Source organism: Nocardia abscessus NBRC 100374 (genome assembly GCF_000308455.1).
GTDB lineage: Bacteria > Actinomycetota > Actinomycetes > Mycobacteriales > Mycobacteriaceae > Nocardia > Nocardia abscessus.
The window spans coordinates 210,957-235,963 of the sequence record NZ_BAFP01000274.1 but is presented as its reverse complement, the minus strand read 5'-3'; the positions used below and the strand labels follow the sequence as shown (position 1 = coordinate 235,963).

Sequence of the window (25,007 nt, the reverse complement as noted above, 5' to 3'; positions counted from 1 at the left end):
GATCGGCTCGACAGGTGGACTGCCGCAGGGGGATGCGACGAATCGGACTGTACCCGAACCGGCGCGGACCGCTCAGCGCGCGGACCACCCCGACCAGCGCGCCACGTCGATGGCTATCACCGGGCCCGGCGGCGGCTGCTGCTCGTACTGGGGGTAGCACTCGGTCAATCGCCGGATCGCCGCTGCGGCCTCGTCGGGTTCCGCGATGCGGGCGTCCCCGTCGGCGCGGGCCCACCACAGCTGGGTCCAGTCGTCGCCGTAGCGGTCGACGAGCACGGCGACCGCGGGGTTCGCCGCGATGTTGTCCAGGCGGCGCAACGCCGTGGTGGTCTTCGGCTTCGCGTCCACGCTGGTGTAGATCACCTCGCCCGCCACGACGAACACGATGGGCACCAGATGCGGGCGCGACCGCGCCGAGACGGTCGCCAACCGCGCGACCGGGCTGGTCGCGAATCGTTTGCGCGCTTCCTCGGAACTCAGTCGCACATCCGCCTCCTCGACGCCGTTGTCCCCGTAATTCGGGGATCGAGTCTGTTCCGCCCCCTATGCAACCGGACATTTGCCGTGAAATCACGGTGATCGACTGCTCCCACGCTACGGTCGAGTGAATGTTTGACCCGTCAAGAAGCTATGTCCCCAGAAGGTGGAGGCGGTCGTGGACATCGATATCACTGCCCGGCTGAACCTAGCGTTCGAGATGTGGGAGCGCGCGCACGGGCGCCCGCTCGCCGACGATACGGTCGAGACGTGGGTAACCGCAGCCGGGTACGACCTGGAACCAGGTCACCTGGCGAAAGTCCGGCGCGGGCAGCTCACCGCACTGCCGGAGCAGGCACGCGCCGGGCTGGCCCATGTGTTCGGGCTCGACCCCAACTACTTCGTCTTCGATCCCGGCCCCGACCGGGCCGACGACGCCGAAGTGATCGCGCACCTGGACAATTCGGCCCTGCGCCGCCTCGGGCAAGCCGTGAACGGCGTGTCGCTGCGCACGCTGCTGTACCTGGAGTCCGTCGCCGAAGTACTCCGCGAGGCCGACGGCCTGCCTCCGTGCGAGCAAACCGCACAACTCTGATCGAACGACAGCGGCTCGGTTTCGGCCCCCGGCTCCGGTAGACCGGCGGGCCGGCCACACCGCCGATTCGCTCGACGCGGCTGCCCGGCGCGTCGATAATCTAGATTTCAAATATCCGTCCGCAATACCGCTGCCCGCACCAGCGCGAGCACGGATAGTGAATTCCAGGCAAACGATTTTTCGGCAATTTCCCACTGACCGCGCTGCGAAGCAGCGCTTTTCGGTCGTCGCCAGCGTAATCCGAGCATCGGCACGGTAGCGGGAATATCCGGTCGTGCCGCGCGCCCGCGAAATCCGCCCGGGTGGCGCGGCACCGCCCGTCCCGCTATGCTCTTGCCGCGAGATTCGAAAATGCTTGTCGGTCTGCGTATTTGGGGCGAAAGTGCACGCAGAAGGGGGTAAGGGGATGTCAATTCTCCGGCGGTGAGCGCGAGTGCGGAAGTACGAAATTTGTCAGAGTTGTTGCATCCGGCGGCGAGTGAACTCGGCGAAGGCGCTGTCCGGCGCTCGAAACCGCCGTACGCCACGTTGTCGGCCTGCGTTGTCGCGAGCGCGGCCATCGTGACCACGGCGGTGTACTACGCACCCGCCGAATTCCGAATTTCGCTCGCGGTGGGCGCCACCGCCGCGGCGATCGCCTTGTGCGCCGCGGTGACGACGGCGGTGTACTTCCGCCGGGAAGCCCGGCACGCCCGGCGGGACGCCGACCAGGCCCGGGACGACCGCGTGCATGCCATCGCCGGTGCGCACGCCGAGGTCACCGCCGCGACCGAGGCGGTCGCCGAACACACGGCGCGCTCGAAGAGCAGCGAGAGCCGCCGCGCCGCCGCCATGGCGGCCTTCGCGGGCGCCGCGGGGCGCATGCAGGCGATGACCACCAGCATGCTCGCGGAGCTGCGCGAGATGGAGCACCGGCACGGCGATCCCACCGTGCTCGCCGACCTGCTGCAACTGGATCACCACACCGCCCAGGCGGGGCGACTGGCCGACAGCATCGCCGTGCTCAGCGGCGCGCGATCCGGCCGCAGGTGGGCCAAACCGATTGCGATGGAATCGATTCTGCGCGGCGCGATGGGTCGCGTGGCCGGCTACCAGCGGGTGCGGTTGCGCGCGATCGCCGATATCGCGGTCTCCGGGCATGCCGCCGAAGGCGTCATGCACGCGCTGGCGGAACTGCTCGACAACGCCTGCAACTTCTCCCCGCCCACCACCGAGGTGCACGTCTACGCCGCCGAGGTCCCGGCCGGGGTCATCATCACCATCGAGGACAGCGGACTGGTCATGAGCGCCTTCGCGCTGCGCCGCGCCGAGGCGGCGGTGTCGGCCACCGGACCGGACGCACGCGGTTCCGGACTCGACCTCTCGTCACTGACGGGGACCCGGCTCGGCCTCGCCGTGGTGGGCAATCTCGCGCGCAAGCACGGCCTCACCGTCTCCTACCGTCCTTCCGCCATCGGCGGCACCGCCGTGGTCGTGGTGATCCCGCGGGATCTCACCACTCGTGTGGAGCGGCCGCAGTCGTCCACCACCACCGGCATGCTGCCCGTCACGCGGGAGCGCGCGGACGCCACCGCACCGCCGGAACGGGCGCCCGCCGAACCGGAGCCGGTGGGCTCCGGCACGGCACAACCGTCCGCTGCCGGTCCGGCGCTGCCCAAGCGACGCCGAGGCAGCACGCTGGCCGCCGTCCATCCCGAAGGGCTCGCCGCACCGGAACCGGCCACGCCGACGCCACCCGCGGCGCGGCCGGACTCGCTCGGCGCGTTCCAGCGCGCGGTGGCCGGGCGCGCGACCGACAGTGCCGTCACCCCTTCCCCCGCCCCTTCCGTCTCCGTGGAGAACGAACGATGACAACCTCCGAGACCGCCCAGCTGAGCTGGCTATTGGATCAGCTGCTCACCCGCACACCGCGCACCAGGCACGCGCTGCTGCTGTCCAGCGACGGGTTGAAGATCTGCCACACGCCCGAACTCACCGTGGACGGAGCCGACCAGCTCGCGGCCATCGCCGCGGGCATCCAGAGCCTCTCGCACGGGGCATCGGTCGAATTCGGCGACGGCCGGGCGGGGGTGCGCCAGTCGATGACCGAGTTCTACGGCGGCATCCTGTTCATCGTCGAAGCCGGGCTGGGCGCGCATATCGCGGTCGTCGCCACCGAGGACGCGGACGCCGGGCTGGTCGGTCACAACATGCGGGAGCTGGTGGAACAGCTCGGCGAGCACCTGGCGGCCGCGCCGCGCTTCCCGGGAGCGAGCGTGTCGTGACCAGGCCAGGCCGCGACGACGACCCCGATCGGCTCTACACGCTGACCGGGGGACGGAGCAAGCCGGACTCCGACACCTTCGATCTGGTCACCCTGGTGGTCAGCGAGTGCGCGCCCACACCGGGCATGCAGTCCGAGCACGTGGCGATCCTCGACCTGTGCCGCGCCCCGACCGCCGTCGTCGAAATCGCCGCCGAACTGCGCATTCCGGTCGGCATCGCGACCATCCTGCTGTCGGACCTGCTGCACGCGGGCAAGATCACCGTCCGTCCGCCGCGCAGCGGTCTTCCCGGCGCGCCCTGGCATTGCCTGCCCGACACCACCACGCTCGAGAAGGTGCTCGTTGGACTTCGCAAACTCTGATCCGCGCCCCGCCCGCGCGGACGCACCCCTGCACCGTGCGACCAGGCGGGGACTGAAGATCGTCATCGTCGGGGGTTTCGGCGTCGGCAAGACGACGATGGTCCGCGCCGTCAGCGAGATCCGCCCGCTGGACACCGAGGCGATCATGACCGACGAGGGGCTGGACATCGACGACCCCAGCGGCGCGCCGGGCAAATCGACGACGACCGTCGCCTTCGACTTCGGGCGGATCACCATCGACGACGAGCACGTGCTGTATCTGTTCGGCGCCCCGGGACAGGAGCGGTTCCGGTTCCTCTGGGATCGGCTGTTCACCGGCGCGCTCGGCGCCATCGTGCTGGTCGACCCGCACCGCATAGCCGATTCCTGGTACGCCATCGACCGGCTGGAACACCAGAAGACGCCGTTCATCGTCGCCTGCAACGATTTCGGCGCGGGTCACCGGCCCGGCGAGGTTCGCGACGCGCTCGACCTGGATCCGCACGTGCCGGTGATCGATTGCGACGCCCGCTCCCGCGAGTCCGGCGCGGGCGTGCTGATCACCCTCGTCGAGCACCTCTACTCCATCGCCACGCCCCCTGCGGCCCGGCGTCCCCTGCTCCCGACTCCGGAGGCCGCGTCATGACCGTGCCCGCGCCGAGTTCCACCGACAGCTGCCCCGTCCACGCCGCTCCGGTCGCGTTGAGCGGTCCGCGTTTCCACACCGACCCGCATCAGCTCTATCACGAGATGCGCCGCGAGCACGGTCCGGTCGTCGGCGTCGAGTTGCCCGGCGGCGTCCCCGCGTGGCTGGTCATCGGTTATCGCGAATTGCACCAGGTGACCAGCGATCCCGAGTTGTTCCCCCGCGACGTCGCCCGGTGGAACCAGTGGCCGAACATCCCCGCGGACTGGCCGCTGCTGCCGATGGTCGGGCAGCCGATGCCGTCGATCTACTTCACCGCGGGCGCGGAGCACCGCAGGCACGTGGCGATGGTGGAGCCCGCGCTGGAAATGGTCGACACTTTCGAATTGCGGCGCACCTGCGAGGACTTGGCCGACCGCTTGATCGACGCGTTCTGTGGACGGGGCGAAGCGGAGTTGGTCGCCGACTACGCCGAGCCGCTGCCGGTGCTGGCCCTGGCGCGGATCCTGGGTTTCCCCGACGAGGACGGGCCCCAGGTGGCGTGGACGATGAAGACGCTCGCCGACGGCGGGTCCGACGCCCAGGCCGCCCATCAGCAGTTCGCCGAGCACATGCAGCATCTGCTCGCGACCAAGAAGGCCGGGCGGGGCGCCGACCTCGTGTCCTGGATGCTGGCGCGACCCGGTGCGTTCACCGACCAGGAATACGTCCTGGACCTGATGGCGATCACCGCCGCGGGGTACCTGCCCACGGCCGACTGGATCGGGAACTCGGTGCGGCTGATGCTCACCGACGACCGGTTCGCCGCCGCGCTCGGCAGCGGGCGCCACAGCGTGGGCCAGGCGATGAACGAAGTGCTGTGGGAGGACACGCCCACCCAGATCCTCGCCGGGCGCTGGGCGGCCCGCGACACACGGCTGGGCGACAAGGTCATCCGCGCCGGGGACATGCTGCTGCTGGGCCTGGCCGCGGCCAATGCCGATCCCCATGTGCGCCAGCATGTCTCCGACGGCGCCGAACCGGCGCACACCGGCAACAGCGCACACTTCGCCTTCAGCTACGGCGAATACCGCTGCCCGTTTCCCGCACAGGAGATCGCCGAGGTCATCGCGCGCACCGGCATCGAGGTGCTGCTCGACCGGCTGCCCGACCTCGACCTGGCGGTGCCCGCCCGGAACCTGGTCCGGCGACCGTCGGCCTTCCTGCGCGGCATGACATCCCTGCCTGTCCGCTTCACACCCGTTCGCGCCGTCGGAGGTAACCCGTGAGCACTGAATGCCCACACGCAGCGACCCTTGTCATCGACCCGATGGTCGGCGACCTGGGCACGGAGACCAGCCGGTTGCGCGCCGCCGGTCCGCTCACCCGGATCGAGTTGCTCGGTGTGCCCGCCTGGACGGTCACCCAGCACGCTCTGGCCAGGCAGTTGCTCGTCGACACCAGGCTGGTCAAGGACATCGGCGCCTGGTCGCTGTGGCAGTCCGGCGCGGTGACCAGGCAGTGGCCGCTGATCGGCATGATCGACGCCGGCCGTTCCATGTTCACCGTCGACGGCGCCGAGCACCGCAAGCTGCGGATCAAGACCACCCAGGCGTTGACCAAGCGCAGGCTGGACGCGCTGCGGCCGGCGATCGAGCGGATGACCGCCGAACTGCTGGACGATCTCGCCGAGGCCGGACGCGACGGCGCGGCGGTGGACCTCAAGACGGTGTTCGCCTATCCGCTGCCGATGCGGGTGATCAGTGAGCTGATGGGCGTGGACCGGGCCGACCATCCGATGCTGCTCTGCTGGTACAAGGCGTTCTTCTCGCTGCTGACGCCGCAGGACGAGCGGCTACGGGTGATCGACGAATTTGACGCCTACTTCACCGACTTGGTGCGCAAGAAGACCGCCGACCCGACCGACGATCTGACCAGCGCCTTCATCGTCGGCGACGACATCGAGCCGCTCACCGAGGAAGAGGTGGTGGGCAACCTGAAGGCGCTGGTGGCCGCCGGACACGAAACGACGATCGGTCTTATCCTCAACGCCGTACGCGCACTGCTCGGGCGTCCGGACCAGTTGAGCGCCATCCGCACCGGCGAACTCACTTGGGAAGCCGCGGTGGAGGAAACCCTGCGCTGGGACAGCCCGGTCACCCATCTGCTGATGCGGTTCGCCACCGAGGACATCGCCGTCGGCGACACGGTCATCGCGCAGGGCGAGGGAGTGGTGATGTCCTACCGTGCGATCGGGCGGGATTTCGCCGTGCACGGCCCGGACGCCGACGATTTCGACGTTGCCCGCCCGACGGCCAACCGGCACTTGGCGTTCGGTTATGGCCCGCATATCTGCCCTGGTGCGGCACTCGCCCGCCTGGAAGCGGGAATCGCGCTGCCCGCCCTGTTCGATCGCTTCCCCGGCCTGCGCTTCGCCGTGCCGGTCGAGGAGATCCGCAACCTGCCCGTGCTCACCCAGAACGACCTCGAAGCGTTCCCGGTGCATCTCGGGAACTGACCCGAAACGACATAGCCGGCCTGCTGCCAGTTGCTGCGCACAGCGAGCTGCTGAGGCGACTGGCGGTGAACTCGTCGAACTGTTGCTGCCACCGGTCACCGACTACGCTGTCGAGCTCGGCCGGCGGCCTGACCAGCAGCATCATCGATCACGAAGTCCGGCCGGAGTACTAGGGTCTGTGTCGAAGTGAGTTGGGGGTGGCACCGCTGTGCGGTGCCACCCCCAACCGTTTGGTGAAAGCTGTTGTCTGCGTCGGTGGATGGGTGAGGTCTCAGGTAGGTGGTTTAACGACCAAGAAAAACCGGAGATCTACCGGAGACTTCCCAATGGAGTTGTCAAGCTAGGGCAGGCTGCTGCTGTGCCGGGTGGGCCGGTTGGTAGGGCCGGTTGTCGCGGATGAGCGCCGTTGAGGGCCGCGGCTTCCCTCGCCAAATCGGCGATCATGGTGGCGGTGAGAGCCTCGCGGGGCAGGCTGATGTGCTGTGGGTGGGCAGTAGCCGCAGCTGCGGCGGCGATCTTGTCGGCGTTGCGGATTTTCCTTGCGCGCAACCAGTATTGGAGTCGGGTGGCGCCGCTAGAATCGGACTTCCGACCTTCGGTGACTGTGCTTCGGGAGTGGGAATGGACGTCGAACCGCTGTCCGGGCATCGCCTGTTCCGCACCAATGACGCGGAGGAGGCGCGGGTGCGGATGGGCCGAATTCTGCGGGATCATCGGCTCGATCCGGGGCCCGGCACCATGGACGCGCGGTGCGATTTCATCGGCTTCGGGGACATCGGCCTGGCCTATCTCGGGTACGGGGTCCAGGTTCGGATCAGATCCGAGCCGACAGAGAGCTTTTGTATCGTCCAGATCCCACTGGCCGGCCGGGTCCGAGTTCGCACAGGTGCTATGGATATTGCCTCCGACACCACTGTCGCGTCGGTCCCCGATCCGGATGCGCCGCTGGATATGAACGCGCACGACCGCAGCCGGCATCTGCTCGTCCGGATCGACCGGGACGCGCTCGATACGCACCTGCGGCGGGTACTCGGCCGGTCGCCGGATCGCCCGCTGCGGATGTCGCCGACGATGCAGTTGCGCTCACCCGCTGTCCGGTCCTGGCTCGAAACGCTGCGCATGCTGCACCTGGACGCCGCAGGTCCGGGCCTGCTCCGCGACTCGCGGTTGCGGCCGCAGTTCGAACAGTTGATCATGTCGCAACTCCTGCTGGCCCAACCGAACAGCTGCTCGGAGCTGCTGTTCGGCGGTAGCGTCGCGAACTCAACTCCGCGGCCCATCCGCCGAGCCGAACAATTGATCGCCGACCAGGCGCGGGATATGCCTTCCGTCGCCGATATTGCCGCGGCAGTGGGGATTTCGGTGCGAAGCCTGCAAGAAGGGTTCCGGCGGTATCTGGACACCACCCCGACCGAGCGGTTACGCGAAGCCCGGCTCGTCGGGGTGCACGCCGAACTCGCCGCAGCGGACCCCACCACGACCACGATCGCGGCAATCGCCGCCGACTGGGGTTTCTGGCACCTCGGGCGGTTCTCGGCCCTGTATCGCAAGCGCTGGGGTGTGAGCCCGTCCACGACCCTGCGCAGCTGAGACGGATCCGCTCGCGTCCAGCGGACATAACTCGCGCGGCGAGGATAGTCACGGCGTACCCGAGCCGCTGATCATGAGGAGGCCGGACTGCGAGGCAGGCTCTGGAGTTTGCCGGTTCAGCCCGGGACGACCGGCTCCGAAGGGACACTCATGTTTTCACGCTCACTGCCTCGCCGTTCCGCGATCGCGGCGACAGCCGCGCTCGCGGCCGTCGCGTGCGGCACGGTCATCTCAGCTGCTCCGGCCTCGGCGGCTTATGACTGCCCGGGAGGAACATTCTGCGGCTTCGACCACCGCGATGGCACCGGCATGTTCGTCCAGATCGACGCGAACTGTCTGCTCCACGACATCGGCAACGGCGGTGTCGGCGATCGTTTGACCTCATATTGGAACCGCACCGGAAAGACCGTCGGGGTCTACAACTGGAACGGTCAGCAGTGGCAACTGCTCGCCTCCGTTCCCGACAACGGCCGGGGCAATATGCCGGCCGGTGGCGACAACCAGGCCGACGCATTGAAGGTCTGCGACTAGGAATGCTCGCCGACGAGCAACATCGAAGTGGCGTGCCCGGATATGTGTCACAGCACGAGATCCCCTGCGCCACCGGAATAATGGGGAGATCTCCATGTTTTCTCGCACCGCACACGCCCTTCGACTGGGCGCTCTCACCATCGGTATCACCGCCGCCATCAAACGTATCCTGCCCGCTTGGCTTTTCGTGCTCGGCGCGACTGCCGCTCTCACCATCGCCGGTACCGTGCCCGCATCAGCTGTGCCACCCAGCTCGGTGGATCTGCAGACCGATTGGGGTGTGCATCAGCGCCTGTCCGGTACGGACGATAACCCGATCGGATTCAAAGTCAAGGTCACCTGGCGTGAGACCAACGCGGCAAACACGATCATGTCGTTCAACGGAGTCGCCAACACCCTTACCTTCTCCGGTGAGGTCGTGGACGGCCGGATCCAGGGACGATTGATCAGATTCACCATCCGCTGGTCCGATGGGAAAACCGGTGTCTACCAAGGAACCTGGTTCGACGATGGCTACCTGCGCGGTAACGCCCAAGAGATCGGCACGGGCCGGACCGCCGAGTGGTGGAGCCAGTACAACAACTGGAGACTGACCCCAGCCGCCTAGGTGGCGCACATGGATTGCATGACGCCCTTCACGATCGGCGTGCCGTAGGTCGTCGGCGCGAAGGCGAGAGTTTGGGCGAGGGACAGCGGGGTGGTGACCGGCGATGCCACGCCGGTCCAGCCGAGCGCGGTGTTGCCGACGCTGAGCAGCAGGCTGGTGATGTCGAGGGCGAGGGTGGCCAGGTCGAAGGCGTGTTCGACGCGGACGTCGGCGAGGGCGACGGTGTCGAGCGCGGTGCCTTCGTAGAGGTCGAACCCGAAATTGGTGAGGAAGGTCAGCACGCCGTGATCGATGGCGTCGACCAGCGGGCCGAGTTCTTCGGTGCGCCGCATGAGGGCGATCTTGGCGACGCGGTTGTCGCGCAGGAACGTCTGCACGGCTTCGGCGGTGCTGTCGACCGCGATGTGGTCGAGCGGCTGCGTTTCCAGGTAGGAACGGGTGCGCTCGACCAGCGTGGACATGGTCAGTTCGGCGACCGGCGTGCAGCCGCCGTCGGCGCGCATGAGCGTGTTGGCGAGGTCGATGATCGGCGCGGGCAGCGCCACCCGCTCGGTGACCGGCTCCTCCAGCGTCAGCCGCGGATACCGGTTCGGTGCGGCGCAGGTGGCGGCGATGTGGTCCTGGACCTCGCGCGCCAACGTCTTGACCCCGTTGAACGCCGCGCCCACCAACGGTTTGAGCACGATCCCGACCGTGGGCACCAGGCTCGCGGCCAACTGCGCGGGAATCTTCACGATCCGGGTCGCGAGAATGAAGGTTTCGATCGCGTCGTTGACGGTGAGCTGGGACACCGACACGGTCTGGTCGATCCGCCCGGTGCGGACGGCGTCGAGGCTGTTGACGAGGTAGGTGACGATCGGATCGTCCAGGAATTCTGTTCGCGGATTGACCGTCTCGGGATGCACCGGCAGCCCGTCTCGGTGCACGCGGACGGCGGCCAGTGTGTTCCGGAATTCGGCGACCCGCTGGTCGAAGACCGTGATCTGGTCGGCCGGCATGGCGGTGCGCAGGGCGGTGGCCGCGGCCCCGACGATGTCGTCGAAGGTGGGCGCGCCGACACCGCACGGCGCGTCCGTCACCGGCGTGGCGGCGAGTGAGTCGGTCTCGGCCCGCGCGTCGGCGGGGACGGCGGTGGTGAGAACGGTGGTCAGGGCGAGCGCACCGATCAGTGGCGCGAGGAGTCGCGGCATCCGCATGGCGAGCTACTCCGTCGGTCGGTCGGCCGTTGGTGCGGCGACGAACCAACGCGAAACATTGAACTGGACAAACGTTCAGTTCGGTGTCTTCATGGAACCGGTCGTGGTTTTCGGTCGGTGATCGATTCGACATACGGCACGCGAACACCCGATGACTTCACCGCGCCCGGCGCTCAGTTGGTTCCATGCCGACAGCCCCGATCGAACTGACCACCGCCTCTTGACATAAACGGGAGCCATGACCGGACGTTCCGCGCGGACGGCAACGGCCCGAGATAGCCTCGGGCCGTTGCTCTTCGGACTGTCGTGTCTGGCCGCCGGCGGGGGTGCCGACAGCCTTCGAATACGCCGCTACTTGACCGCGTTGGCCAACTGATCGGCATATGGCGCAGTGAGTTTTCCGACGATGGGAAGCTCTGCGCGGACACCGCCGGTGTTGTTCGCCTGGACCATGGCCATGATCCAGACGACGACTGCGAAGACCGCGACTGCGAGTCCGGCGAGGCTGAAGATGATCCCCAGGACTCCGAGGAGCGAGCCGACGATGCTCAGAACAATATTGACCACCGAGACCGCCCCGAAGAAGACGATCGATTGCGAGGCATGGAATTTCACATCGGGATCGTTCTTTCCCACGAATAGGAAGATGATTCCGGTGAGCCACCCCAGTGCGTACGACAGGATCGCGCTGGTCTTTTTGTCCAAGCCGGCGGACTGCGGTTGGTTCGTAGGAGGTTGTGAAGATGTCATGCGATAAGTAGACGCCGCGCACGCCACCTACCGATCCCAGGTTTCAGCACGAACCCACAGGTCGCCGGCCAGCCGGCGACCGGAATCCTCACTGAAGGTCGCCTGCCCGCGCCAGCCAGTTCGATCAGCGCGCTATGCGGCAGAAGCGGATGTTCGTGCTGATCGCTGGCGGATCCGTGCGAAGGTGCCACGTTCTCGACTACTCAGTCGAGACAGAACTCGTTGCCCTCGATGTCCTGCATCACCAGGCACGACTCGTTGACTCCATCGGCGCGCAGCAGTCGCACGCGTACCGCGCCGAGCGCGACCAGTCGTGCGCATTCGGACTCGAGTGCAGCCACGCGCTCGTCACCCACGAGCCCGGTGCCGACCCGCACGTCGAGATGCAGCCGATTCTTCACGACCTTCCCCTCGGGCACACGCTGGAAGTACAGGCGCGGGCCCGCACCTGAGGGATCAATACATGCTGAGCCCCGGTGCTCGTACCCCAATACCTCAGACCAGAAACGAGCGACGCGCTCAGGTTCCGCGCAGTCGAAGGTGACTTGGATCTGTCTAACCGACGCCATCGGTCCACCATAGAGGCGGAGTCTTCCGTCGTCTCCACTTCGAATCGTCACGCTCACTATGCGACACACTGACCGGGCCCGTCGTGATCACCCTGGCGCGACCGTCCAGCGGGGGCTAGGAGAACGAAACCAACACCCTTGCGAGACAGCCCGGATGGGTTGTCCAGCAGGGCAGCGCCTCAACTCAGCGGGGCCATCCACGGGACCGCGTTGTGAGCAAAGCTCTGCTTGACCGGCACCAGGTCGGCATGATCATCCAAGGCCGTGATCGTGACCCCCACCAAGCCGGCTTCATCTCCCTTGGACGCGACCGAGGAACCGCACTTCGGACAGAACCCGCGGCGGATCTGCGGGAAGGTCTCGAACCAGGTCGGTTCCCCACCCGGACCGGTCCACGCGAATCCTTCCTCCGGGAAAGACACCCACGACATCACAGGGGCACCTGAAAGCCTCTGGCAGTGCTCGCACGAGCACAGATGAGGGAAGTCCGGGTCGCCGGTCGCGGAGAACCGGATATTGCCGCAGAGACAGCCGCCGTTCACATCGCTCCTTTGCTGGACACCATGTCGTTTCATCCAATGGCGCGCGTTGTTGATCGCCACGAGTCGGGCGGCACACGCCCACTGATCCAGCCACACCGTCGATCGGCTCGAGGTTAGTTCAGAGAAGCATGTGTGCGATGCCCATTCTGCGGCTGGACCCGATGCAGGTGCCACGTCCGGAAGACCGGGGCAACCTCAAACCGGCCACACTGTGAGCCGATCGAGCGGGGACGGCTATTGTTCGCGAGCTACTCCGCGCGAGCGGTCCTGTCCATGCCCGGTGCCGCCTCGCACAACACCCGGGACATGACCAGGCGGCTGCCGGACTGCCGCTTGCGGGTGCTGCGCCTGCCCCAACCACAACAGTCTTTCCACCTCCGACAGACGCCCCTTTTCGTCCAACTCCCTGAACGCCGCGTTCCGCGCCTTGTTCAGGTCCTGCAAGGCAGCCTCACGCTCCTTCTCCGCTGCCGCGCGGGCCTCGGCTGCTGCACGCTCCACGCCGGCAGCGTCGGCCGCCTCTCGGGCCGCTTGTTCCCCAGCATCGGCGGCCTCCCGCTGCGAGTACTGGTCGGGCACCGGGAATTCCCGCGCCACCCGTTCGGCGGCCTCCCGTTCCACCCGTGCCCGCTCGTTCTCCGGCGTTCGGTGTGCTTGCCTGGCACGCTCGGCTTCCTCTCTGGCCTGCCGGTCGCGTTCGACCTGCCGCGGAGCCTCCGCCCGACCACACGCAGCGGCTTCGCGGAACTGCTGCATCTTCCGGAACTTCTCGGCTCGCTCACGCGCCTTCGCCAGCTCTGCGATTTTCTCCTGCCGCTTCGCCTTCTCCTGCTGCCGCTGCTGCCGCGCCTTCTCGCCGACACCGGGCAATTCGAGCTGCTGAACCAGCTCCAGGCTCTTACCCAAGTCGATGGCCTGCACAGCCAATTCTTGCGATACCTCAATGTGCTGGAATCGGCCCTTGAAATCCCGCTCCATCTGCTGAAGCAAAGCACGGATTTCCTGCGGGATATGCTTTCCCTGGACCGTTACCCAAGCGCCGGAATTATATCTTCCCGTCTCGAGTAGATGCCGGTCTATGGCGATTTGCTTGCGCGTCTCTTGCGTGTCATCGACACGACCGGACTTATATTCGGTGAAAGCACGTTCTCCACGCTCGGTATACACGCGCGCCTGGTCGATACGGCGGTTCCCTTCCGTGGTGTATTCTCTGCGCTCGCGAACCCACCCGTTTTCGCGGGTCTCGCCGCGCATCTGCGCCATACCCCGATGAAACCGCTCCCCCTTCTGGGGATTGTCCCGGCCACGCTGTCTGCTCTGCGCCTCTTGTCGGCGGAATCTCTCGCGGTTTTCCTCCCGGCGTCTAGCATCGTCGTCGGACATAGGTCGGCCACCCCCGTGGAGCAGAAGTCAGGTGAGAGATGTTGTGGTATACGCCATCACCGGCGAGAGTGGGTTTTCCAGTCGTCCCAGTCCAGGCCCATGCTGTGAGCTTCCATCGTTACGTCCGAGCAACCTTCCTCGATCGCCCACTGCACGAGATAGAGCGCACCGAAAACGCTATCGGTGTAGCCGAAACGCAGACTCGGGCCGATCACCTCGTATATCGGAGCGCTGGTGCCAGGAGCATCGAACCATTCCGCACCCGCCTGCCGGACGAAATACTCACCAAGGAAACGAGCGTACTGATCGACGGTATCGGCATTCTCGGGCGACAGTGTAGTTAGTGCGTCGAGAAAAACGGCGTCGGCCGCTTCTTCGATATGGGACAGAAATGGACGCTCCCACCATGGGCACGGTGACAATTCCGGGTGCACATCCGGAAGCGTGTCCGTAAGGAATTTCTGTATCTGCGATTCCATACGCTCCGGCGCAATCCACGCGGCCCATTCCTGCCGCTGCCGCACCAGCTTTTCGTCTACCTCGATTTCCACACCGAGGTCCATAATCATCTGCTCGTCATTCTCCACATTCACTCCCTCTCGTTGTGGTCCGAACAGGTCAGTCTCGCGCCCGCACGGACACCGGGCAAGCGGCGGGTGGAGGTGGGTGTCACATCATCGCTCTACATACAGCCGTTCCTCGGGCAACCTCGGTAGGCAGTCGGGTGCGTCACCAGCGACGGATACGCCGTCTGTGCGGTGCCGTACCCCTTCGTCCTGGACGAAGATCAAAGCGGCAGTGAAGCATGCCGCGTAGTGCAAGTGGTAGCCGCGCAGCCGCACGATCAGGTGCACATCCGGTTCGTTCGGTAGCGGGGATGTCATCACATACCCCGCTTTCTGGCGGGAGTGCGCATAGGCGGACCTTCCGTACAAGGGCGTCGCATCAGAGCGAAGACTGTTGTCGCTCAGTAGATTCGAGTCGGTTCGGGGAAGAATGGCGGCGGGTTCGGTTGGGCACATCGATGTGGAGTCCCGCCCGCGCATCCTTCCCCCTTTTGGGTGCCCCGGCACGGGCGTGCTGCCCCTGCGGTGCAAAGGGCAGACCAGGGGACACGCGGGTGTGCCGGGGCGGTCTGGGTGGGTCAAGTGCGGTTGATGTGCTGGCCGATGATCGCGGGGATCAACAGGTCCAGAAAGGTCAGGTCCTCGGCGGCGGGAATGTTCTCGATGATCGGATCGAGTACCGGGGCGGCATACAGCCGTCCGGTGTGCGGACCGGCAGCAGTGCGGGCACTGCTGATCAGCTCCAAGACCACCATCGCCATCACACGCACGCGGGTGGTGTCGGTCATCCCGTCCCGCACGGCGTCCGTGGTGGCGGCAACGAGGGTGCCGATAACGTCGGTGAGGACGTCGAGTTCGGCGTCGGCGCGCTCGGCGTCGCGGTCCCCGATCATCGACCGGCCTGCGGCGGCTGCGTTGGTGACGGCGCGGACTGGGCGGCGAGGTCCGGGTATCGGGCGGCGAATACGACGCGGATACCGATCCACGGGCATTTCTGGCCTCCGAGTGCAATGTCCAACGGGGAATCGTGGTCGGCCATACGGCCGTGGACGACCTTCACCATCTGCCCGAAACAGTTCATCGACGGGCACCTCACCGACAACACCTCACCGGTCTCATGGTGGAAGGTGAACAGGCCGCATTGTTCGACGGTGATCCACGGCCCACACGCCGGGCCGCACCCGTGCGGCACTGCGGCCGTGCTGCTGTGGTCAGGCATACGCCATCCCCCGCCGTCGCTGCCGCACATGCTGGGCGGCGCATCCCCGGATCGCTTCGACCACCACCCGCCCCGATGGCCGGTAGGAATCGCGGGGCGGGTGCACCCAGGCCCGGAACAAGCCGGGGCGCTGCCCGGGACCAGGCAGCGCGATCTCTCCGGCACGCAGGATCGACACACCCAAACGCGACATCTCCGCGAACAACCGAATGTCCTCCGGCAAGTCCGGGCCGGTGAGGAACGTCCAGCGCTGCGAACGCGGGTGCGTCAGTACCGGCCCGACCTGCTGGCCATGCTGGCGCATCCACGTTTTGACCTCCGAGCCGATGAACGCGGGCATCATCACCCCGCACACCCGGCCCACGCGGAGCGTGATGCGGCCCAGATGCGGCGGGCGAACTTCGGCGGGCAGGTCACACACCCGCCGGTAGAAGTGACACACCGACAACGGTGTGTGCCCAGGCTGTTTCGATGAATTCACGAACGACTCCCCTGCTCGATGCGTTGGTGTGCGCCCGACGCCGAGGCCGAACCGCCGGCTGCCCGTCATCGGACGACCAGCAGGGCCGGGATGAGAACCCGGTGCACCCGGCGTCGGGGCTGAATCGAGGGTGGCGGAGATTGTCGGCCGGAACTCGCACAAAATCGGCACACTGCCGAGTTTGGTTGACGTGGGGGTTCTCCGCATTGGACGCTGGGCATATGACCGGCGAGTCGAGAACAGCCATCGGTGTGCGGATTGCCGAGGTACGCAAGACGCATGGCGTCACTCAAGTGTCGCTGGCACGGCGGGCGCGTGTGTCGTCATCGTTACTGCAAAAGGTGGAGCGTGGTACCCGGCCAGCTAGCCCGTCGCTGATCGCCGCGGTTGCGGCGGCGTTGGGTGTCAGTGTGATCGACCTGACGGAGCAGCCGTACTGGTCGCGTAATGCTGCACCGGACTCAGAGCAGTCGGGTGTTCCCGGGCTTCGGCAGGCGTTAGTAGAAGGTGACGATCCGGACATCGATACCGCTGTTCGGGGGCTGGTCGAGCTTCGAGCGGCGGTCGCTGAGATCAAGGAGTTCGACCGCCGAACAAAGCATGCGGAAGCAGTGCGGGCCTTGCCCGACGTGTTACGCCACCTGCATCGGGCCAGTCATGATGTAGCCGCGTCGGATCGCCCTGAAGTGTTCGAATTGCTCTCTGCTGCCTACTCTTACGCTGTAGTGGCCCTGTACCGGCTTGGGCATCTCGATTTAGCGCACCTGGCGGATGAGCGGGCGAGGCGGGCGGCATCGCTGGGCGGAGATCCGCTGCGCGCGGCCGTAAGTGAGTGGAACCATGCTCTGATCCTTCTCTTCGATGGGTCGTACAACGCAGGATTGCGGAGCATCGACCGGGCGGCGGCGCTCGTCGACCTGGCGCCGACGGACTCGAGTTCATCAGCGGTCCGCGGCGCTCTGCACCTACGGGCTTCGGTGTTGGCGGCGCGAAGTGGCGACGGCGAACTTGCCGACGAGCACTTGCGCGCGGCTGGTGATCTGGCGATGCCGTCACATGAGGCAGCGAACCCTTACGGGACGAAGTTCGGTGCCGCGAACGTCGATATTCATCGTGTAGCGGTGCCGGTCGAACTGTGTGACGGCACCACGGCTGTGTCGAGAGCCGACGGCATTCACCTCCCGGCTGGCACGGCACCGAGCCGCAGCGGCCACTACTGGATCGATCTATCGCGGGCGTGGTTGCTGCATGGCGATCGGCGGCGTGCGCTGGAGTCGTTGAATCAGGCACGACGAATCGCACCCCAGTTGACCCGATACCACCCGCAAGTTCACGAGACGGTTCACGCATTGGCAGCGCGTGACTCGCGCACCACTAGTAGCTTGGCGAACTTCGCCGCCTGGTGCGGGGTAAGGGGCTGAGCTGATGGAAAACACGAACGAACACCAGAGCCCGGTACTGTACGCACTCGTAACGGGTTCACCCGCTGCACGGGATGTCGGCAAACTGGTGGAGTTGGCCCAACGTGACGGCTGGGATGTCTGCGTCATCGCCTCCCCAGAAGGTCGGCGATTCATCGACGCTGCCGCGTTGGCTGCACTGACTGGTCACCCAGTTCGCAGCGAGTACAAAGACCCTGACGCGCCGGACGTGCTGCCGCCTCCAGACGCGATGATCGTGGCTCCGATCACCTGTAACTCGCTAGCCAAATGGGCGGCCGGGATCTCGGACACTCTGCCGCTGGGTCTGCTGGTCGAAGGTGTCGGCAAGCAGCTGCCCATCGTCGCAATGCCCTTCTCGAACTGGGCACAGATCAGGTTTCCTGCCGTACAGGAAGCAATGGCCGAGCTCGAACGATGGGGTGTCACGGTTCTGGTCGGCGACAAGGTATACCGCCAGCATGATCCTGGGACGGGAGAACGGTACATAGACCAGTTCCCTTGGGCGCTCGCATGGAAGACCCTTGTAGACAGGTGGTCGCGGACGCCCTGACCGGTCCACCGGCGAACTGACCAGACGACCCGGAGTACCGGTTGTTACCGTGGCCTATGGCCAGCGAATCCTCGGCGGCGCTGCACCGGCGTGACCAGCTCCGCGACTTCCTCCGCACCCGTAGGGCCCGGCTCACGCCGGAGGACATCGGCCTCGCGGCGGTGGGGCGGCGGCGGACGCCCGGCCTGCGGCGGGAGGAGGTCGCGATGCTCGCCGGGGCTAGCATGTGATTAGTAGCCCCTTACCCGTTGGGGAGTGAACGTCATGGCAAAACCGCAGGTCACAGCCGGTAATGATCTGGTGTTGGATATCTATGCGCGGGTGTCGCGGGTGGGTGATGAGCGACAGCGGTCCACCGGCGGGCAGGTAGATGACTGCACGGTGCGGGTGCAGGATCTGGGTGCGACCGTGGGGCAGGTGCATGTCGATGATGGGCGTTCAGCGTGGAATCCGAGTGTGCGGCGGCCGAAGTGGGATGCGTTGATGGCGCGCCTCGAGTCCGGGGAGACCGGTGGGGTAGTGGTGTTCGACATGGCCCGGTTCTCCCGTCGCCCTATCGAGGGTGAACGGTTGATCCTGGCCGCTGAGCGGGGCTTGGTCGTGCTCGACAGTGAGGGCGAATACGACCTGGAAACAGCTAACGGCCGCAAAGCATTTCGTGACCAGCTCAACGCGGCGGCCTATGAATCGGATCGCCTGTCGTCGCGAGTGAAGCGCGGCAAACGGGTGAAAGTGGCACGCGGGGAGTCGAATCATTCACACCGCCCCTACGGGTACGAACGCGACGGGATCACCGTTCGCGAGTCCGAGGCAGCGATCGTGCGGGAGATGGTCGCCCGGGTGCTTGACAAACACGCAGACATCCAAGCGAAAGCGCAAGCAGCGGACCAGGACACCGCGACAGCGGTAAAAGAGGACGCGATCGGCTATAAGACGATCGCGGCGGATTTGAATCGGCGCGGGATCACCACCCGCACCGGGCGCGCGTGGAGCGGGGAAAAGGTCAAGCGGGTGGTGTTCAACCCGCGTTATGCCGGGTTCGTGACCCACCACGGCGAGATCGTCACGACGATGACGGATGCGAATCCGTTGATCACACCGCAGCAGTGGGAGCGGCTGTGCGCGCTGCGTGACACCACCCCGGTAGGTCGGCCCGCGACGGCGGACTACGTGTGTTCGGGGCTGGTGCACTGCGGATTGTGTGGGAAGGGTTTGACTGGCCGTCCCCAGTACGGGCGCAACTACCCTGATGGGGAGGTGCGCCGCCGGTACATATGCCAGAAACGTCAGACCGGGGGCGGCTGCAACCGTGTCTCGGTCGATGCACGGACCCTGGACCAGGAAGTGGGCGCGCTGGTGGTGGCGATCCTGTCCGATCCCCGTCATGCCGATGCATTGATCGCCGCCGCTGACGATCTGGCCAAACGCCGCCGCCCGATCGCGGATGCGCTGGCCGAGGCGCGTGAGACCGCGACGGTGATGTCGGCCCGGTTGGGCAAGGGCGAGATCAGCCTCGACCGCTACGACACGGTGATGGCCGGGGTCGATGCCCGCATCGCCAAGCTCACCGCCGAACTCGACGCCCTCGGTGCCGAGGACGACATCGAGGACTCCCCGGCGGTGCGGGCGGAGTCCGCGCAGGCGTGGTCGCAGCAGTGGGCGGATGCGGGCACCGCCGACAAACGCGCCATGATCAAACGCGCGCTGCACGGCAGCCGCCTCGTGGTCGATCCGGCCACCATCGCGGGACCGACGTTTGACCGGACCCGAATCCGGCTGGTGGACAAGAACACAACCGCACCCCGAGCTCAGGACGGCCCCGGTGCCCGCGACAGGGATGACGCGGGCACCGGGGCCGGGGACGGTGCTGCTGTGGCCTGACGGGGCCTGTCAGGCGGCGTTCGGGTACTGGTGCGGGTCTCCACCGTTGTTGGTGGCGGCCCGTTTCCGTGCCCGGACGCGGTCCAGGACGGCGGCGATCGCGTCGAGCTGGGCACGATCGAGGGGCTCCCGGTCAGCGACCACGTGCCGCCAGTGGTCGATCCGTTCGGGGTCCAGCGCCACCACCACCGGCCGGTCCGGGTCGGGCGGTGCGGAGTCGGGTTCAGCGGGTTGTCCGGTCATGGCGGGTTACTCCCTCACGGTCGGCAGACGACGGGGTGTACTCACCTACTTCCGCCGAAAACGCGACTTCGGGACACGCACCCGGTATGCATTTCGTCACAGTCGGTTTCATCGCCGCTGCGAGAGCGTCTCTACCGCACCGGATGTCGGCACCTGGCGGGCGAGCGCGGCGGTCTGCCGAGAACGGCCGTGCGGGCAAGCGCATATCCGAGCAGACCCAGCGTCGTGGGGAGAGCACACACCCGCACATAGTCACCAGCAGAAGCAGGGCACCAGAAGCCGCTACAGAATCAACCAGAACTACGAGGCCGATCGCAGATACGTGACCGCGCACGGATGTCTATACGTTTGATGTATAGACAATCCACGTTGATATCCGCGCGGATATCCCGCCGGTGAGCAGCGGATACGCGGAGCCCGGGTAGGTCGTTCTAATCACCTCATCGAAAGATGCAGGAAAACCCACTATGGGACGTGCCACGGAAAATTCTCATCGACCCACTCACCCACCACCCCCCACCGGCACAGGGCTGCTCGCCCTGCCGCCGCGCCGGACAGCTTCGCGGACGCGGCCCGTACCCTCGCATCGGCCGGGAGGAACAGAAGCGCCCGAGCCCGTTCGCACACCGAACAACACCAGACACCCGGGATTGGGGACGGCGAGTATTGGACGGGCGGCGAGGACAGCCGAACTCCCGCACGCGGTTAGCAGTCAACACGCAGCGCGACGCACGGATGTCTATTCATAATAATTGAATAGACAATCCTGGATAACACCCGCGCGCGGATGTACCCCGCCACCTGCGGATACACGGGGGCGGGTGGGGTCATTTGATCGCCCCCCGCATTTCCCCCCGCATTTCCCCACGCATAACCCCACGTATTGACCACGACCGGAAACCAACACCCCACCCTCGCAGCAACAAGACCGCTAACACAGTTGCGCTGGTCTAAAGTCTGCCCGGAATGTACTGGCTCCACGACGATTGCCGGTTGCCTGCACGGAGGTCATCGAGTCGTTGCCGCAACCGGTGGGCGTGCTCCACCGAAGTTGTCGCTCGTCGGAGTGGGCCAGTTACCTGAACAAGGTCACGCATGTCCAGCAGCACCTGGTACCCAGACCACTGCGACAAGTCGTAGCCGTACTCCTCGATGAAGTTCCGAACCCACGTCTCGTCACGTCCGTACCGCACCGCGGCATGCCATGTCGGAATCAAGTCCACTTCTCGTGGGCCGATGCTGACCCAGTCCCAATCTCCGAGGATCGGCCGAGGTGGATTGATTCTGTTGTCCCACAGAAGATTTCCCGCCCAGGCGTCGCCATGGATCAGTCCGACGCCTAATGGCCAATCTAGTTCGGTCAGTTGCGCGCGAACCTGGTCAATTCGACTCAGTAACCACGCACGCTCGTCCTCGCTGATGACGCTCACCGTGCTGTCCACGAGAAGCGCTCCGTGCAACGATTCCAACGGCGTCCAATGTTGAAGTTCGATTGTCGGCGTGGGCAAGTCATGCAGCGATCGGAGAAGACGGCCAAGCTCCCTCGAGGTCAGCTCCGGGGTATCGGCCACTTGTCGGTAGTACTGCCAGAATCCAACCGTGTACCCGTTGACTCGCACCGGTTCGACGCCGGAGAGCGGAGCCGTCGCGCCGAATTGGTGCTGCGCGGTCAACCATTCGGCTACTGCGTAGATCCGTCTCGGCCTGTCGAAGTCCGCCTCGTTGGCGCCGACCCGTGCAACAACTCCGTGACGTGGCAGGACATAGACAGCGTTGCTCGAATGGTGGATCAACTCCGCCCCGGCGGGATCGAGCCCGCAGACTTGGCACGCGGCGGATAGCGCCGCGTACTCCTCCAACGACATGCCAGCCCTACCCGACTAGTGCGACTGTGGATCGAAACTCGTCTTCGACCTGCTGAACGATAGCCAGATCAGCGTACGGTGCCAGACGACGACGGACAATGTTGATCAACTCGATACCGCGAGCGCTGGTCAGGCCGCGAGCAACGCGCATTGTGTCGAGGAGCACCCGGCACGCTTGCTCGACCTCCACACTTTGGCCTGTTGCGGCCTCGTCGGAATCGGGTACGTACGACGCCGCCAGCGTCGCCGCTGCCAACACTTGCCGACGCTCCATCCCCGCAGAATCCGCCAGAACCACAGGTGCGCGTCGCTGTACATCCACAGCACGTCGCCCATCGTGCGCCACATACATGAACTCGGCCGACAACTGCCGATCAGTGAAGAACCGAATCCAATCCGGCTCGTCATCCGGACGTGCACGGTTCAACCGCCGCTCTGCCTCCAGCATCGCTTGTGCGCCAGCGGTCATATCGCCATTCAACGCATGCGCACGCGCTAACACTGCATTGCACCGCGCGGTACTGCTCGGTGAACCCGATTGCTCTGCCGCGCGTACAGCCGCCGCGCCGAACCACAGCGCCTCCTTCTTACGGCTAAGGTAGTGCGCCTGCATCGACATGTCCGTGAGGATATGCGCCCCCAGCGCGGCATTGCCGCCTGCCTTCGCAAGCCGCAGAGCCTGTCGAAAGTACTTCTGTCCCAACCCCTGTCGAGCTGAATCGAAACACATAAAGCCGCTCAGGTCGCACAGCCGCGCCGCGACTGCATACAGCTCGGACGCGATACGACTGTCGTAAGAGCCACGCAGCGCCGGTCCGACTACGTCATCGAGAAACCGCGCAAGAGTCGCGCGTGCGTAGCCCCCGCCGAGGTGGTGGTCCGCATTGGAGAACACGTCGCACATCGACCACATGACCTCGATATCGGCGTTGCCAACACGCCGATGGCTTTCGCCTGTGGCAAAGACCGGAACAGTCTCGTCCAACCATTCGCGCACAGGATCGAACACGTCACAGCCGACCCATGGCGCGTTAGGCTCGTCCGCTACCAACGAAATAGTCGAATCGCATTGTGGCGCTTGCGCATTCATGTCGGCCCACATGCGTTCGAGGACACCGCCGGTCTCCAGCGCTTCGTCCATCCGCTGTGCGAAATCTCGTGTTGGACGCCGTTGAGCCTTCTCTATCTTGCAGATCAGCGAACCACTGTCGTGACTGACAGCGCCGAGCCGGTTCAGCGACATCTTCCGTAACAGTCGCCAGTGCCGCAGTTCCGCGCCGAAGAACTGTTGCGCCGACTCCATAGCGGCCAGCTCGCGCGGTTGTTGGGCCATCGCTTCATCCTCTTTGACCTGGTCGTTTGAGACCGGCTTCGGTGCAGCCTCGGATGCGGACAGATTTTCTGTCCGCATCAAACATATACCGACCTCCGTGCGGCTGGTCACAGACTGAACCTGCGTCCGATGCGGGGCCGATGCCGACTCTTACCTACAACATTTCGCAGCACTGAGGGGGCACGATGTCGAACCCAGATCTACCGGACCGGACACCGTTCGTTGGTCCGCCTATCCCATGGCCGGTTGACCGCCGTGCCGATGTGATCGAGCGCTGCAGGAACGCCCTACACGAGTGGACACCCACCGAGCCAACCTCCACGCAGCAACGCGACTCAAGGGATTGAACTCAATGGAGCACATACCGTTCGGGGACACCCCGTTGTCCCGCTGCCACTTCTACCGGCGGGTGTGCGATCTGCCCGCGAACATCGACCCACCTCAACTCGGCCGAATCGTAATGAAGGTCGAACATGTCGGGGCGTTGACTATGCCCGCACACCTTGGCCAATCCGTGAAAGTCCGTATGCAGCAACAGGATTCGAACCTCGGCCCGGTGGTATCTCATCCACGCCAGAACAGGTGGACATTCTTGATACGGCCGGACATCCCCGATGACGTCCGACTGTTCGCCGAGATGTATCGCCTCGACGTCTCGGTAGTGCGAACCGGTGGCACCGTCGCTTTGCCGTCGCCAGCCGACAAAGGCACGCAGTTCCGGCGCTGGATCGAACCGCCCCGCTGCACATTCCGGCCATCCGGACTTGCGGTGGTCGACGCGATACGCGCTTGCTCAGGTCGGTACCGGCCCGTGCGGAGGCGGACGGCCCATGAGTGAGCGTAGGTGCGCGCCGCCGATGCAGGAGCGGCCATGAACACAAATACTCTCGCTCCCAGAGCAATTGGTGTTCTATCGCTTGAAGTCAGTGGCCCGCACCTGTTGCGGGACGAACGAGTGATCGCCGAGTTGGCGCAGCGACGCGGCTACACCCTTACGGGACTGGTCACCATCGGTGACGACACGTTCATGCCGACAGTCCTCATTGTCGGGACGGCACGCGGCAAGGGAGCGACCGCGGTCATCGCGCCGAGCATGGCCCACTTCAACAGCCGCGTCCGGGCCATCGCTGTGGCGTGCGACCTGATCACACCAACCAAGTTCGTGGCCTGCACCAGCACCGACCGATTACGGGAGACGTCATGAGTGAACAGGCTTCCCCGCTACCAGAGGATCCAGACGTTCATCTGAGCGTGTACCTGCATGGTGCACGGTTCGACTTCGCCGCATGCCTCACCGCCGCGCTCCTGTTCATTCAGGACTTCCGCGCTCACCACTACCCAGATGCGGTGCAGGTCATCCCTGGTGACACCGCTGAACTAACTAGGTTGCCCAATGAACGCCTCTACCTCGAGCCGTAGCCGCCCTCACCTCGACCGAC

General features: G+C 65.6%; 31 protein-coding genes. 16 read left to right on the top strand and 15 right to left on the bottom strand.

What is annotated here, in order from left to right:
- Positions 1 to 72 precede the first annotated feature (72 nt).
- Positions 73 to 480, bottom strand: coding sequence for a TIGR03668 family PPOX class F420-dependent oxidoreductase (locus tag ON19_RS37845; protein ID WP_043704647.1), 408 nt, complete (start codon positions 478 to 480; stop codon positions 73 to 75).
- 175 nt (positions 481 to 655) lie between these two features.
- Between ON19_RS37845 and ON19_RS37840 the strand changes: the two genes are divergently transcribed.
- Positions 656 to 1,072 (top strand): hypothetical protein, encoded by a 417-nt coding sequence (locus ON19_RS37840; RefSeq protein WP_157230080.1) that lies wholly within the window; start codon positions 656 to 658, stop codon positions 1,070 to 1,072.
- A gap of 107 nt (positions 1,073 to 1,179) precedes the next feature.
- Here the strand turns inward: ON19_RS37840 and ON19_RS43095 are convergent, their stop codons facing one another.
- Positions 1,180 to 1,641, bottom strand: coding sequence for a hypothetical protein (locus ON19_RS43095; protein ID WP_169334258.1), 462 nt, complete (start codon positions 1,639 to 1,641; stop codon positions 1,180 to 1,182).
- Here ON19_RS43095 and ON19_RS37835 point away from each other — a divergent pair.
- The 9 genes from ON19_RS37835 (at position 1,634) to ON19_RS37795 (ending at position 9,548) form a co-directional block, all read left to right on the top strand.
- Complete coding sequence (locus ON19_RS37835; RefSeq protein ID WP_227954885.1) at positions 1,634 to 2,923, top strand: sensor histidine kinase; 1,290 nt, start codon at positions 1,634 to 1,636, stop codon at positions 2,921 to 2,923. The two genes, ON19_RS43095 and ON19_RS37835, sit on opposite strands and share 8 nt — an antisense overlap.
- Positions 2,920 to 3,336, top strand: coding sequence for a roadblock/LC7 domain-containing protein (locus ON19_RS37830; protein ID WP_043704331.1), 417 nt, complete (start codon positions 2,920 to 2,922; stop codon positions 3,334 to 3,336). Before ON19_RS37835 ends, ON19_RS37830 begins: the two co-directional genes overlap by 4 nt.
- On the top strand, positions 3,333 to 3,698 hold the full coding sequence (locus ON19_RS37825) for a DUF742 domain-containing protein (protein WP_043704329.1): 366 nt from the start codon (positions 3,333 to 3,335) through the stop codon (positions 3,696 to 3,698). The genes ON19_RS37830 and ON19_RS37825 overlap by 4 nt, the downstream gene beginning before the upstream one ends.
- Positions 3,679 to 4,323, top strand: coding sequence for a GTP-binding protein (locus ON19_RS37820; protein WP_043704327.1), 645 nt, complete (start codon positions 3,679 to 3,681; stop codon positions 4,321 to 4,323). Before ON19_RS37825 ends, ON19_RS37820 begins: the two co-directional genes overlap by 20 nt.
- Entirely contained in the window at positions 4,320 to 5,591 is a 1,272-nt protein-coding gene (locus tag ON19_RS37815; RefSeq protein ID WP_043704325.1) for a cytochrome P450 family protein, read from the top strand. Before ON19_RS37820 ends, ON19_RS37815 begins: the two co-directional genes overlap by 4 nt.
- Entirely contained in the window at positions 5,588 to 6,820 is a 1,233-nt protein-coding gene (locus tag ON19_RS37810; RefSeq protein ID WP_043704324.1) for a cytochrome P450 family protein, read from the top strand. Before ON19_RS37815 ends, ON19_RS37810 begins: the two co-directional genes overlap by 4 nt.
- Positions 6,821 to 7,441: 621 nt before the next feature.
- Positions 7,442 to 8,410, top strand: coding sequence for an AraC family transcriptional regulator (locus tag ON19_RS37805; RefSeq protein WP_043704322.1), 969 nt, complete (start codon positions 7,442 to 7,444; stop codon positions 8,408 to 8,410).
- Positions 8,411 to 8,560: 150 nt separating this feature from the next.
- The gene (locus tag ON19_RS41270) at positions 8,561 to 8,941 is read left to right on the top strand and encodes a peptidase inhibitor family I36 protein (protein WP_083899982.1); all 381 of its coding nucleotides are present in this window, start codon (positions 8,561 to 8,563) and stop codon (positions 8,939 to 8,941) included.
- Positions 8,942 to 9,035: 94 nt separating this feature from the next.
- A complete protein-coding gene (locus ON19_RS37795) occupies positions 9,036 to 9,548 on the top strand; it encodes a hypothetical protein (protein WP_043704319.1) in 513 nt (170 codons plus the stop codon).
- Here the strand turns inward: ON19_RS37795 and ON19_RS37790 are convergent.
- From ON19_RS37790 to ON19_RS37745, 10 genes are all read right to left on the bottom strand, one after another.
- Complete coding sequence (locus ON19_RS37790; RefSeq protein WP_043704317.1) at positions 9,545 to 10,744, bottom strand: hypothetical protein; 1,200 nt, start codon at positions 10,742 to 10,744, stop codon at positions 9,545 to 9,547. The genes ON19_RS37795 and ON19_RS37790 overlap by 4 nt on opposite strands.
- A 351-nt stretch (positions 10,745 to 11,095) precedes the next feature.
- Positions 11,096 to 11,449 (bottom strand): DUF4870 domain-containing protein, encoded by a 354-nt coding sequence (locus ON19_RS37785; protein ID WP_043704314.1) that lies wholly within the window; start codon positions 11,447 to 11,449, stop codon positions 11,096 to 11,098.
- 248 nt (positions 11,450 to 11,697) lie between these two features.
- On the bottom strand, positions 11,698 to 12,063 hold the full coding sequence (locus tag ON19_RS37780) for a VOC family protein (protein WP_043704313.1): 366 nt from the start codon (positions 12,061 to 12,063) through the stop codon (positions 11,698 to 11,700).
- Between the two features lie 179 nt (positions 12,064 to 12,242).
- Positions 12,243 to 12,665 carry a GFA family protein gene (locus ON19_RS39615; protein ID WP_227954886.1) on the bottom strand — a complete coding sequence of 141 codons (423 nt, stop codon included), beginning with the start codon at positions 12,663 to 12,665 and terminating at the stop codon, positions 12,243 to 12,245.
- A gap of 174 nt (positions 12,666 to 12,839) precedes the next feature.
- Positions 12,840 to 13,868 carry a hypothetical protein gene (locus ON19_RS37770; RefSeq protein WP_043704309.1) on the bottom strand — a complete coding sequence of 343 codons (1,029 nt, stop codon included), beginning with the start codon at positions 13,866 to 13,868 and terminating at the stop codon, positions 12,840 to 12,842.
- Between the two features lie 176 nt (positions 13,869 to 14,044).
- Entirely contained in the window at positions 14,045 to 14,575 is a 531-nt protein-coding gene (locus ON19_RS37765) for a hypothetical protein (RefSeq protein WP_157230079.1), read from the bottom strand.
- Positions 14,576 to 14,662: 87 nt separating this feature from the next.
- Entirely contained in the window at positions 14,663 to 14,872 is a 210-nt protein-coding gene (locus ON19_RS37760; protein ID WP_157230078.1) for a hypothetical protein, read from the bottom strand.
- Between the two features lie 260 nt (positions 14,873 to 15,132).
- The gene (locus ON19_RS37755) at positions 15,133 to 15,447 is read right to left on the bottom strand and encodes a hypothetical protein (protein ID WP_043704303.1); all 315 of its coding nucleotides are present in this window, start codon (positions 15,445 to 15,447) and stop codon (positions 15,133 to 15,135) included.
- The gene (locus tag ON19_RS37750) at positions 15,444 to 15,773 is read right to left on the bottom strand and encodes a hypothetical protein (RefSeq protein ID WP_157230077.1); all 330 of its coding nucleotides are present in this window, start codon (positions 15,771 to 15,773) and stop codon (positions 15,444 to 15,446) included. The genes ON19_RS37755 and ON19_RS37750 overlap by 4 nt, the downstream gene beginning before the upstream one ends.
- Positions 15,766 to 16,254 (bottom strand): hypothetical protein, encoded by a 489-nt coding sequence (locus ON19_RS37745; protein ID WP_051169766.1) that lies wholly within the window; start codon positions 16,252 to 16,254, stop codon positions 15,766 to 15,768. Before ON19_RS37745 ends, ON19_RS37750 begins: the two co-directional genes overlap by 8 nt.
- Before the next feature lie 221 nt (positions 16,255 to 16,475).
- Between ON19_RS37745 and ON19_RS41265 the strand changes: the two genes are divergently transcribed.
- Genes ON19_RS41265 through ON19_RS37735 form a run of 4 tightly spaced genes read left to right on the top strand, consistent with a single transcriptional unit; the run spans position 16,476 to position 20,127 of the window.
- Entirely contained in the window at positions 16,476 to 17,675 is a 1,200-nt protein-coding gene (locus ON19_RS41265; RefSeq protein WP_157230076.1) for a helix-turn-helix domain-containing protein, read from the top strand.
- 4 nt (positions 17,676 to 17,679) lie between these two features.
- Positions 17,680 to 18,246, top strand: coding sequence for a flavoprotein (locus ON19_RS37740; protein WP_043704296.1), 567 nt, complete (start codon positions 17,680 to 17,682; stop codon positions 18,244 to 18,246).
- A 56-nt stretch (positions 18,247 to 18,302) separates the two neighbouring features.
- Positions 18,303 to 18,476, top strand: a complete 174-nt coding sequence (locus ON19_RS41260; RefSeq protein WP_438803656.1) for a hypothetical protein — start codon at positions 18,303 to 18,305, stop codon at positions 18,474 to 18,476.
- Positions 18,477 to 18,510: 34 nt separating this feature from the next.
- On the top strand, positions 18,511 to 20,127 hold the full coding sequence (locus ON19_RS37735) for a recombinase family protein (protein WP_043704293.1): 1,617 nt from the start codon (positions 18,511 to 18,513) through the stop codon (positions 20,125 to 20,127).
- Between the two features lie 9 nt (positions 20,128 to 20,136).
- Here ON19_RS37735 and ON19_RS37730 read toward each other — a convergent pair whose 3' ends face one another.
- The 3 genes from ON19_RS37730 to ON19_RS37720 all read right to left on the bottom strand — a co-directional run bounded on the left by ON19_RS37730 (position 20,137) and on the right by ON19_RS37720 (position 23,679).
- On the bottom strand, positions 20,137 to 20,370 hold the full coding sequence (locus ON19_RS37730; protein ID WP_043704291.1) for a hypothetical protein: 234 nt from the start codon (positions 20,368 to 20,370) through the stop codon (positions 20,137 to 20,139).
- A gap of 950 nt (positions 20,371 to 21,320) precedes the next feature.
- The gene (locus ON19_RS37725) at positions 21,321 to 22,235 is read right to left on the bottom strand and encodes an aminoglycoside phosphotransferase family protein (protein ID WP_051169765.1); all 915 of its coding nucleotides are present in this window, start codon (positions 22,233 to 22,235) and stop codon (positions 21,321 to 21,323) included.
- A gap of 7 nt (positions 22,236 to 22,242) precedes the next feature.
- Positions 22,243 to 23,679: a helix-turn-helix domain-containing protein gene (locus ON19_RS37720; RefSeq protein WP_157230075.1), complete on the bottom strand. Its 1,437-nt coding sequence runs from the start codon at positions 23,677 to 23,679 to the stop codon at positions 22,243 to 22,245.
- 760 nt (positions 23,680 to 24,439) lie between these two features.
- On the opposite strand from ON19_RS37720, the gene ON19_RS37715 reads away from it, so the two are divergent.
- Both ON19_RS37715 and ON19_RS37710 read left to right on the top strand, forming a co-directional pair.
- Positions 24,440 to 24,772 (top strand): hypothetical protein, encoded by a 333-nt coding sequence (locus tag ON19_RS37715; protein ID WP_156094918.1) that lies wholly within the window; start codon positions 24,440 to 24,442, stop codon positions 24,770 to 24,772.
- Positions 24,769 to 24,987 carry a hypothetical protein gene (locus ON19_RS37710; RefSeq protein ID WP_043704286.1) on the top strand — a complete coding sequence of 73 codons (219 nt, stop codon included), beginning with the start codon at positions 24,769 to 24,771 and terminating at the stop codon, positions 24,985 to 24,987. The genes ON19_RS37715 and ON19_RS37710 overlap by 4 nt, the downstream gene beginning before the upstream one ends.
- The last annotated feature ends 20 nt before the right edge of the window (positions 24,988 to 25,007 follow it).

What these genes read in the sequence shown, in the direction of transcription:
- ON19_RS37755 (WP_043704303.1), bottom strand. Translation starts at nt 15,447, where the DNA reads ATGATCGGGGACCGCGACGCCGAGCGCGCCGACGCCGAACTCGACGTC.
- ON19_RS37790 (WP_043704317.1), bottom strand. Translation starts at nt 10,744, where the DNA reads ATGCGGATGCCGCGACTCCTCGCGCCACTGATCGGTGCGCTCGCCCTG.
- ON19_RS37715 (WP_156094918.1), top strand. Translation starts at nt 24,440, where the DNA reads ATGAACACAAATACTCTCGCTCCCAGAGCAATTGGTGTTCTATCGCTT.
- ON19_RS37805 (WP_043704322.1), top strand. Translation starts at nt 7,442, where the DNA reads ATGGACGTCGAACCGCTGTCCGGGCATCGCCTGTTCCGCACCAATGAC.
- ON19_RS41265 (WP_157230076.1), top strand. Translation starts at nt 16,476, where the DNA reads ATGACCGGCGAGTCGAGAACAGCCATCGGTGTGCGGATTGCCGAGGTA.
- ON19_RS37750 (WP_157230077.1), bottom strand. Translation starts at nt 15,773, where the DNA reads ATGCCTGACCACAGCAGCACGGCCGCAGTGCCGCACGGGTGCGGCCCG.
- ON19_RS37770 (WP_043704309.1), bottom strand. Translation starts at nt 13,868, where the DNA reads ATGGCGCAGATGCGCGGCGAGACCCGCGAAAACGGGTGGGTTCGCGAG.
- ON19_RS37725 (WP_051169765.1), bottom strand. Translation starts at nt 22,235, where the DNA reads ATGTCGTTGGAGGAGTACGCGGCGCTATCCGCCGCGTGCCAAGTCTGC.
- ON19_RS37830 (WP_043704331.1), top strand. Translation starts at nt 2,920, where the DNA reads ATGACAACCTCCGAGACCGCCCAGCTGAGCTGGCTATTGGATCAGCTG.
- ON19_RS37815 (WP_043704325.1), top strand. Translation starts at nt 4,320, where the DNA reads ATGACCGTGCCCGCGCCGAGTTCCACCGACAGCTGCCCCGTCCACGCC.
- ON19_RS37730 (WP_043704291.1), bottom strand. Translation starts at nt 20,370, where the DNA reads ATGACCGGACAACCCGCTGAACCCGACTCCGCACCGCCCGACCCGGAC.
- ON19_RS41260 (WP_438803656.1), top strand. Translation starts at nt 18,303, where the DNA reads ATGGCCAGCGAATCCTCGGCGGCGCTGCACCGGCGTGACCAGCTCCGC.
- ON19_RS37780 (WP_043704313.1), bottom strand. Translation starts at nt 12,063, where the DNA reads ATGGCGTCGGTTAGACAGATCCAAGTCACCTTCGACTGCGCGGAACCT.
- ON19_RS37795 (WP_043704319.1), top strand. Translation starts at nt 9,036, where the DNA reads ATGTTTTCTCGCACCGCACACGCCCTTCGACTGGGCGCTCTCACCATC.
- ON19_RS37740 (WP_043704296.1), top strand. Translation starts at nt 17,680, where the DNA reads ATGGAAAACACGAACGAACACCAGAGCCCGGTACTGTACGCACTCGTA.
- ON19_RS37760 (WP_157230078.1), bottom strand. Translation starts at nt 14,872, where the DNA reads ATGACATCCCCGCTACCGAACGAACCGGATGTGCACCTGATCGTGCGG.
- ON19_RS37710 (WP_043704286.1), top strand. Translation starts at nt 24,769, where the DNA reads ATGAGTGAACAGGCTTCCCCGCTACCAGAGGATCCAGACGTTCATCTG.
- ON19_RS41270 (WP_083899982.1), top strand. Translation starts at nt 8,561, where the DNA reads ATGTTTTCACGCTCACTGCCTCGCCGTTCCGCGATCGCGGCGACAGCC.
- ON19_RS37735 (WP_043704293.1), top strand. Translation starts at nt 18,511, where the DNA reads ATGGCAAAACCGCAGGTCACAGCCGGTAATGATCTGGTGTTGGATATC.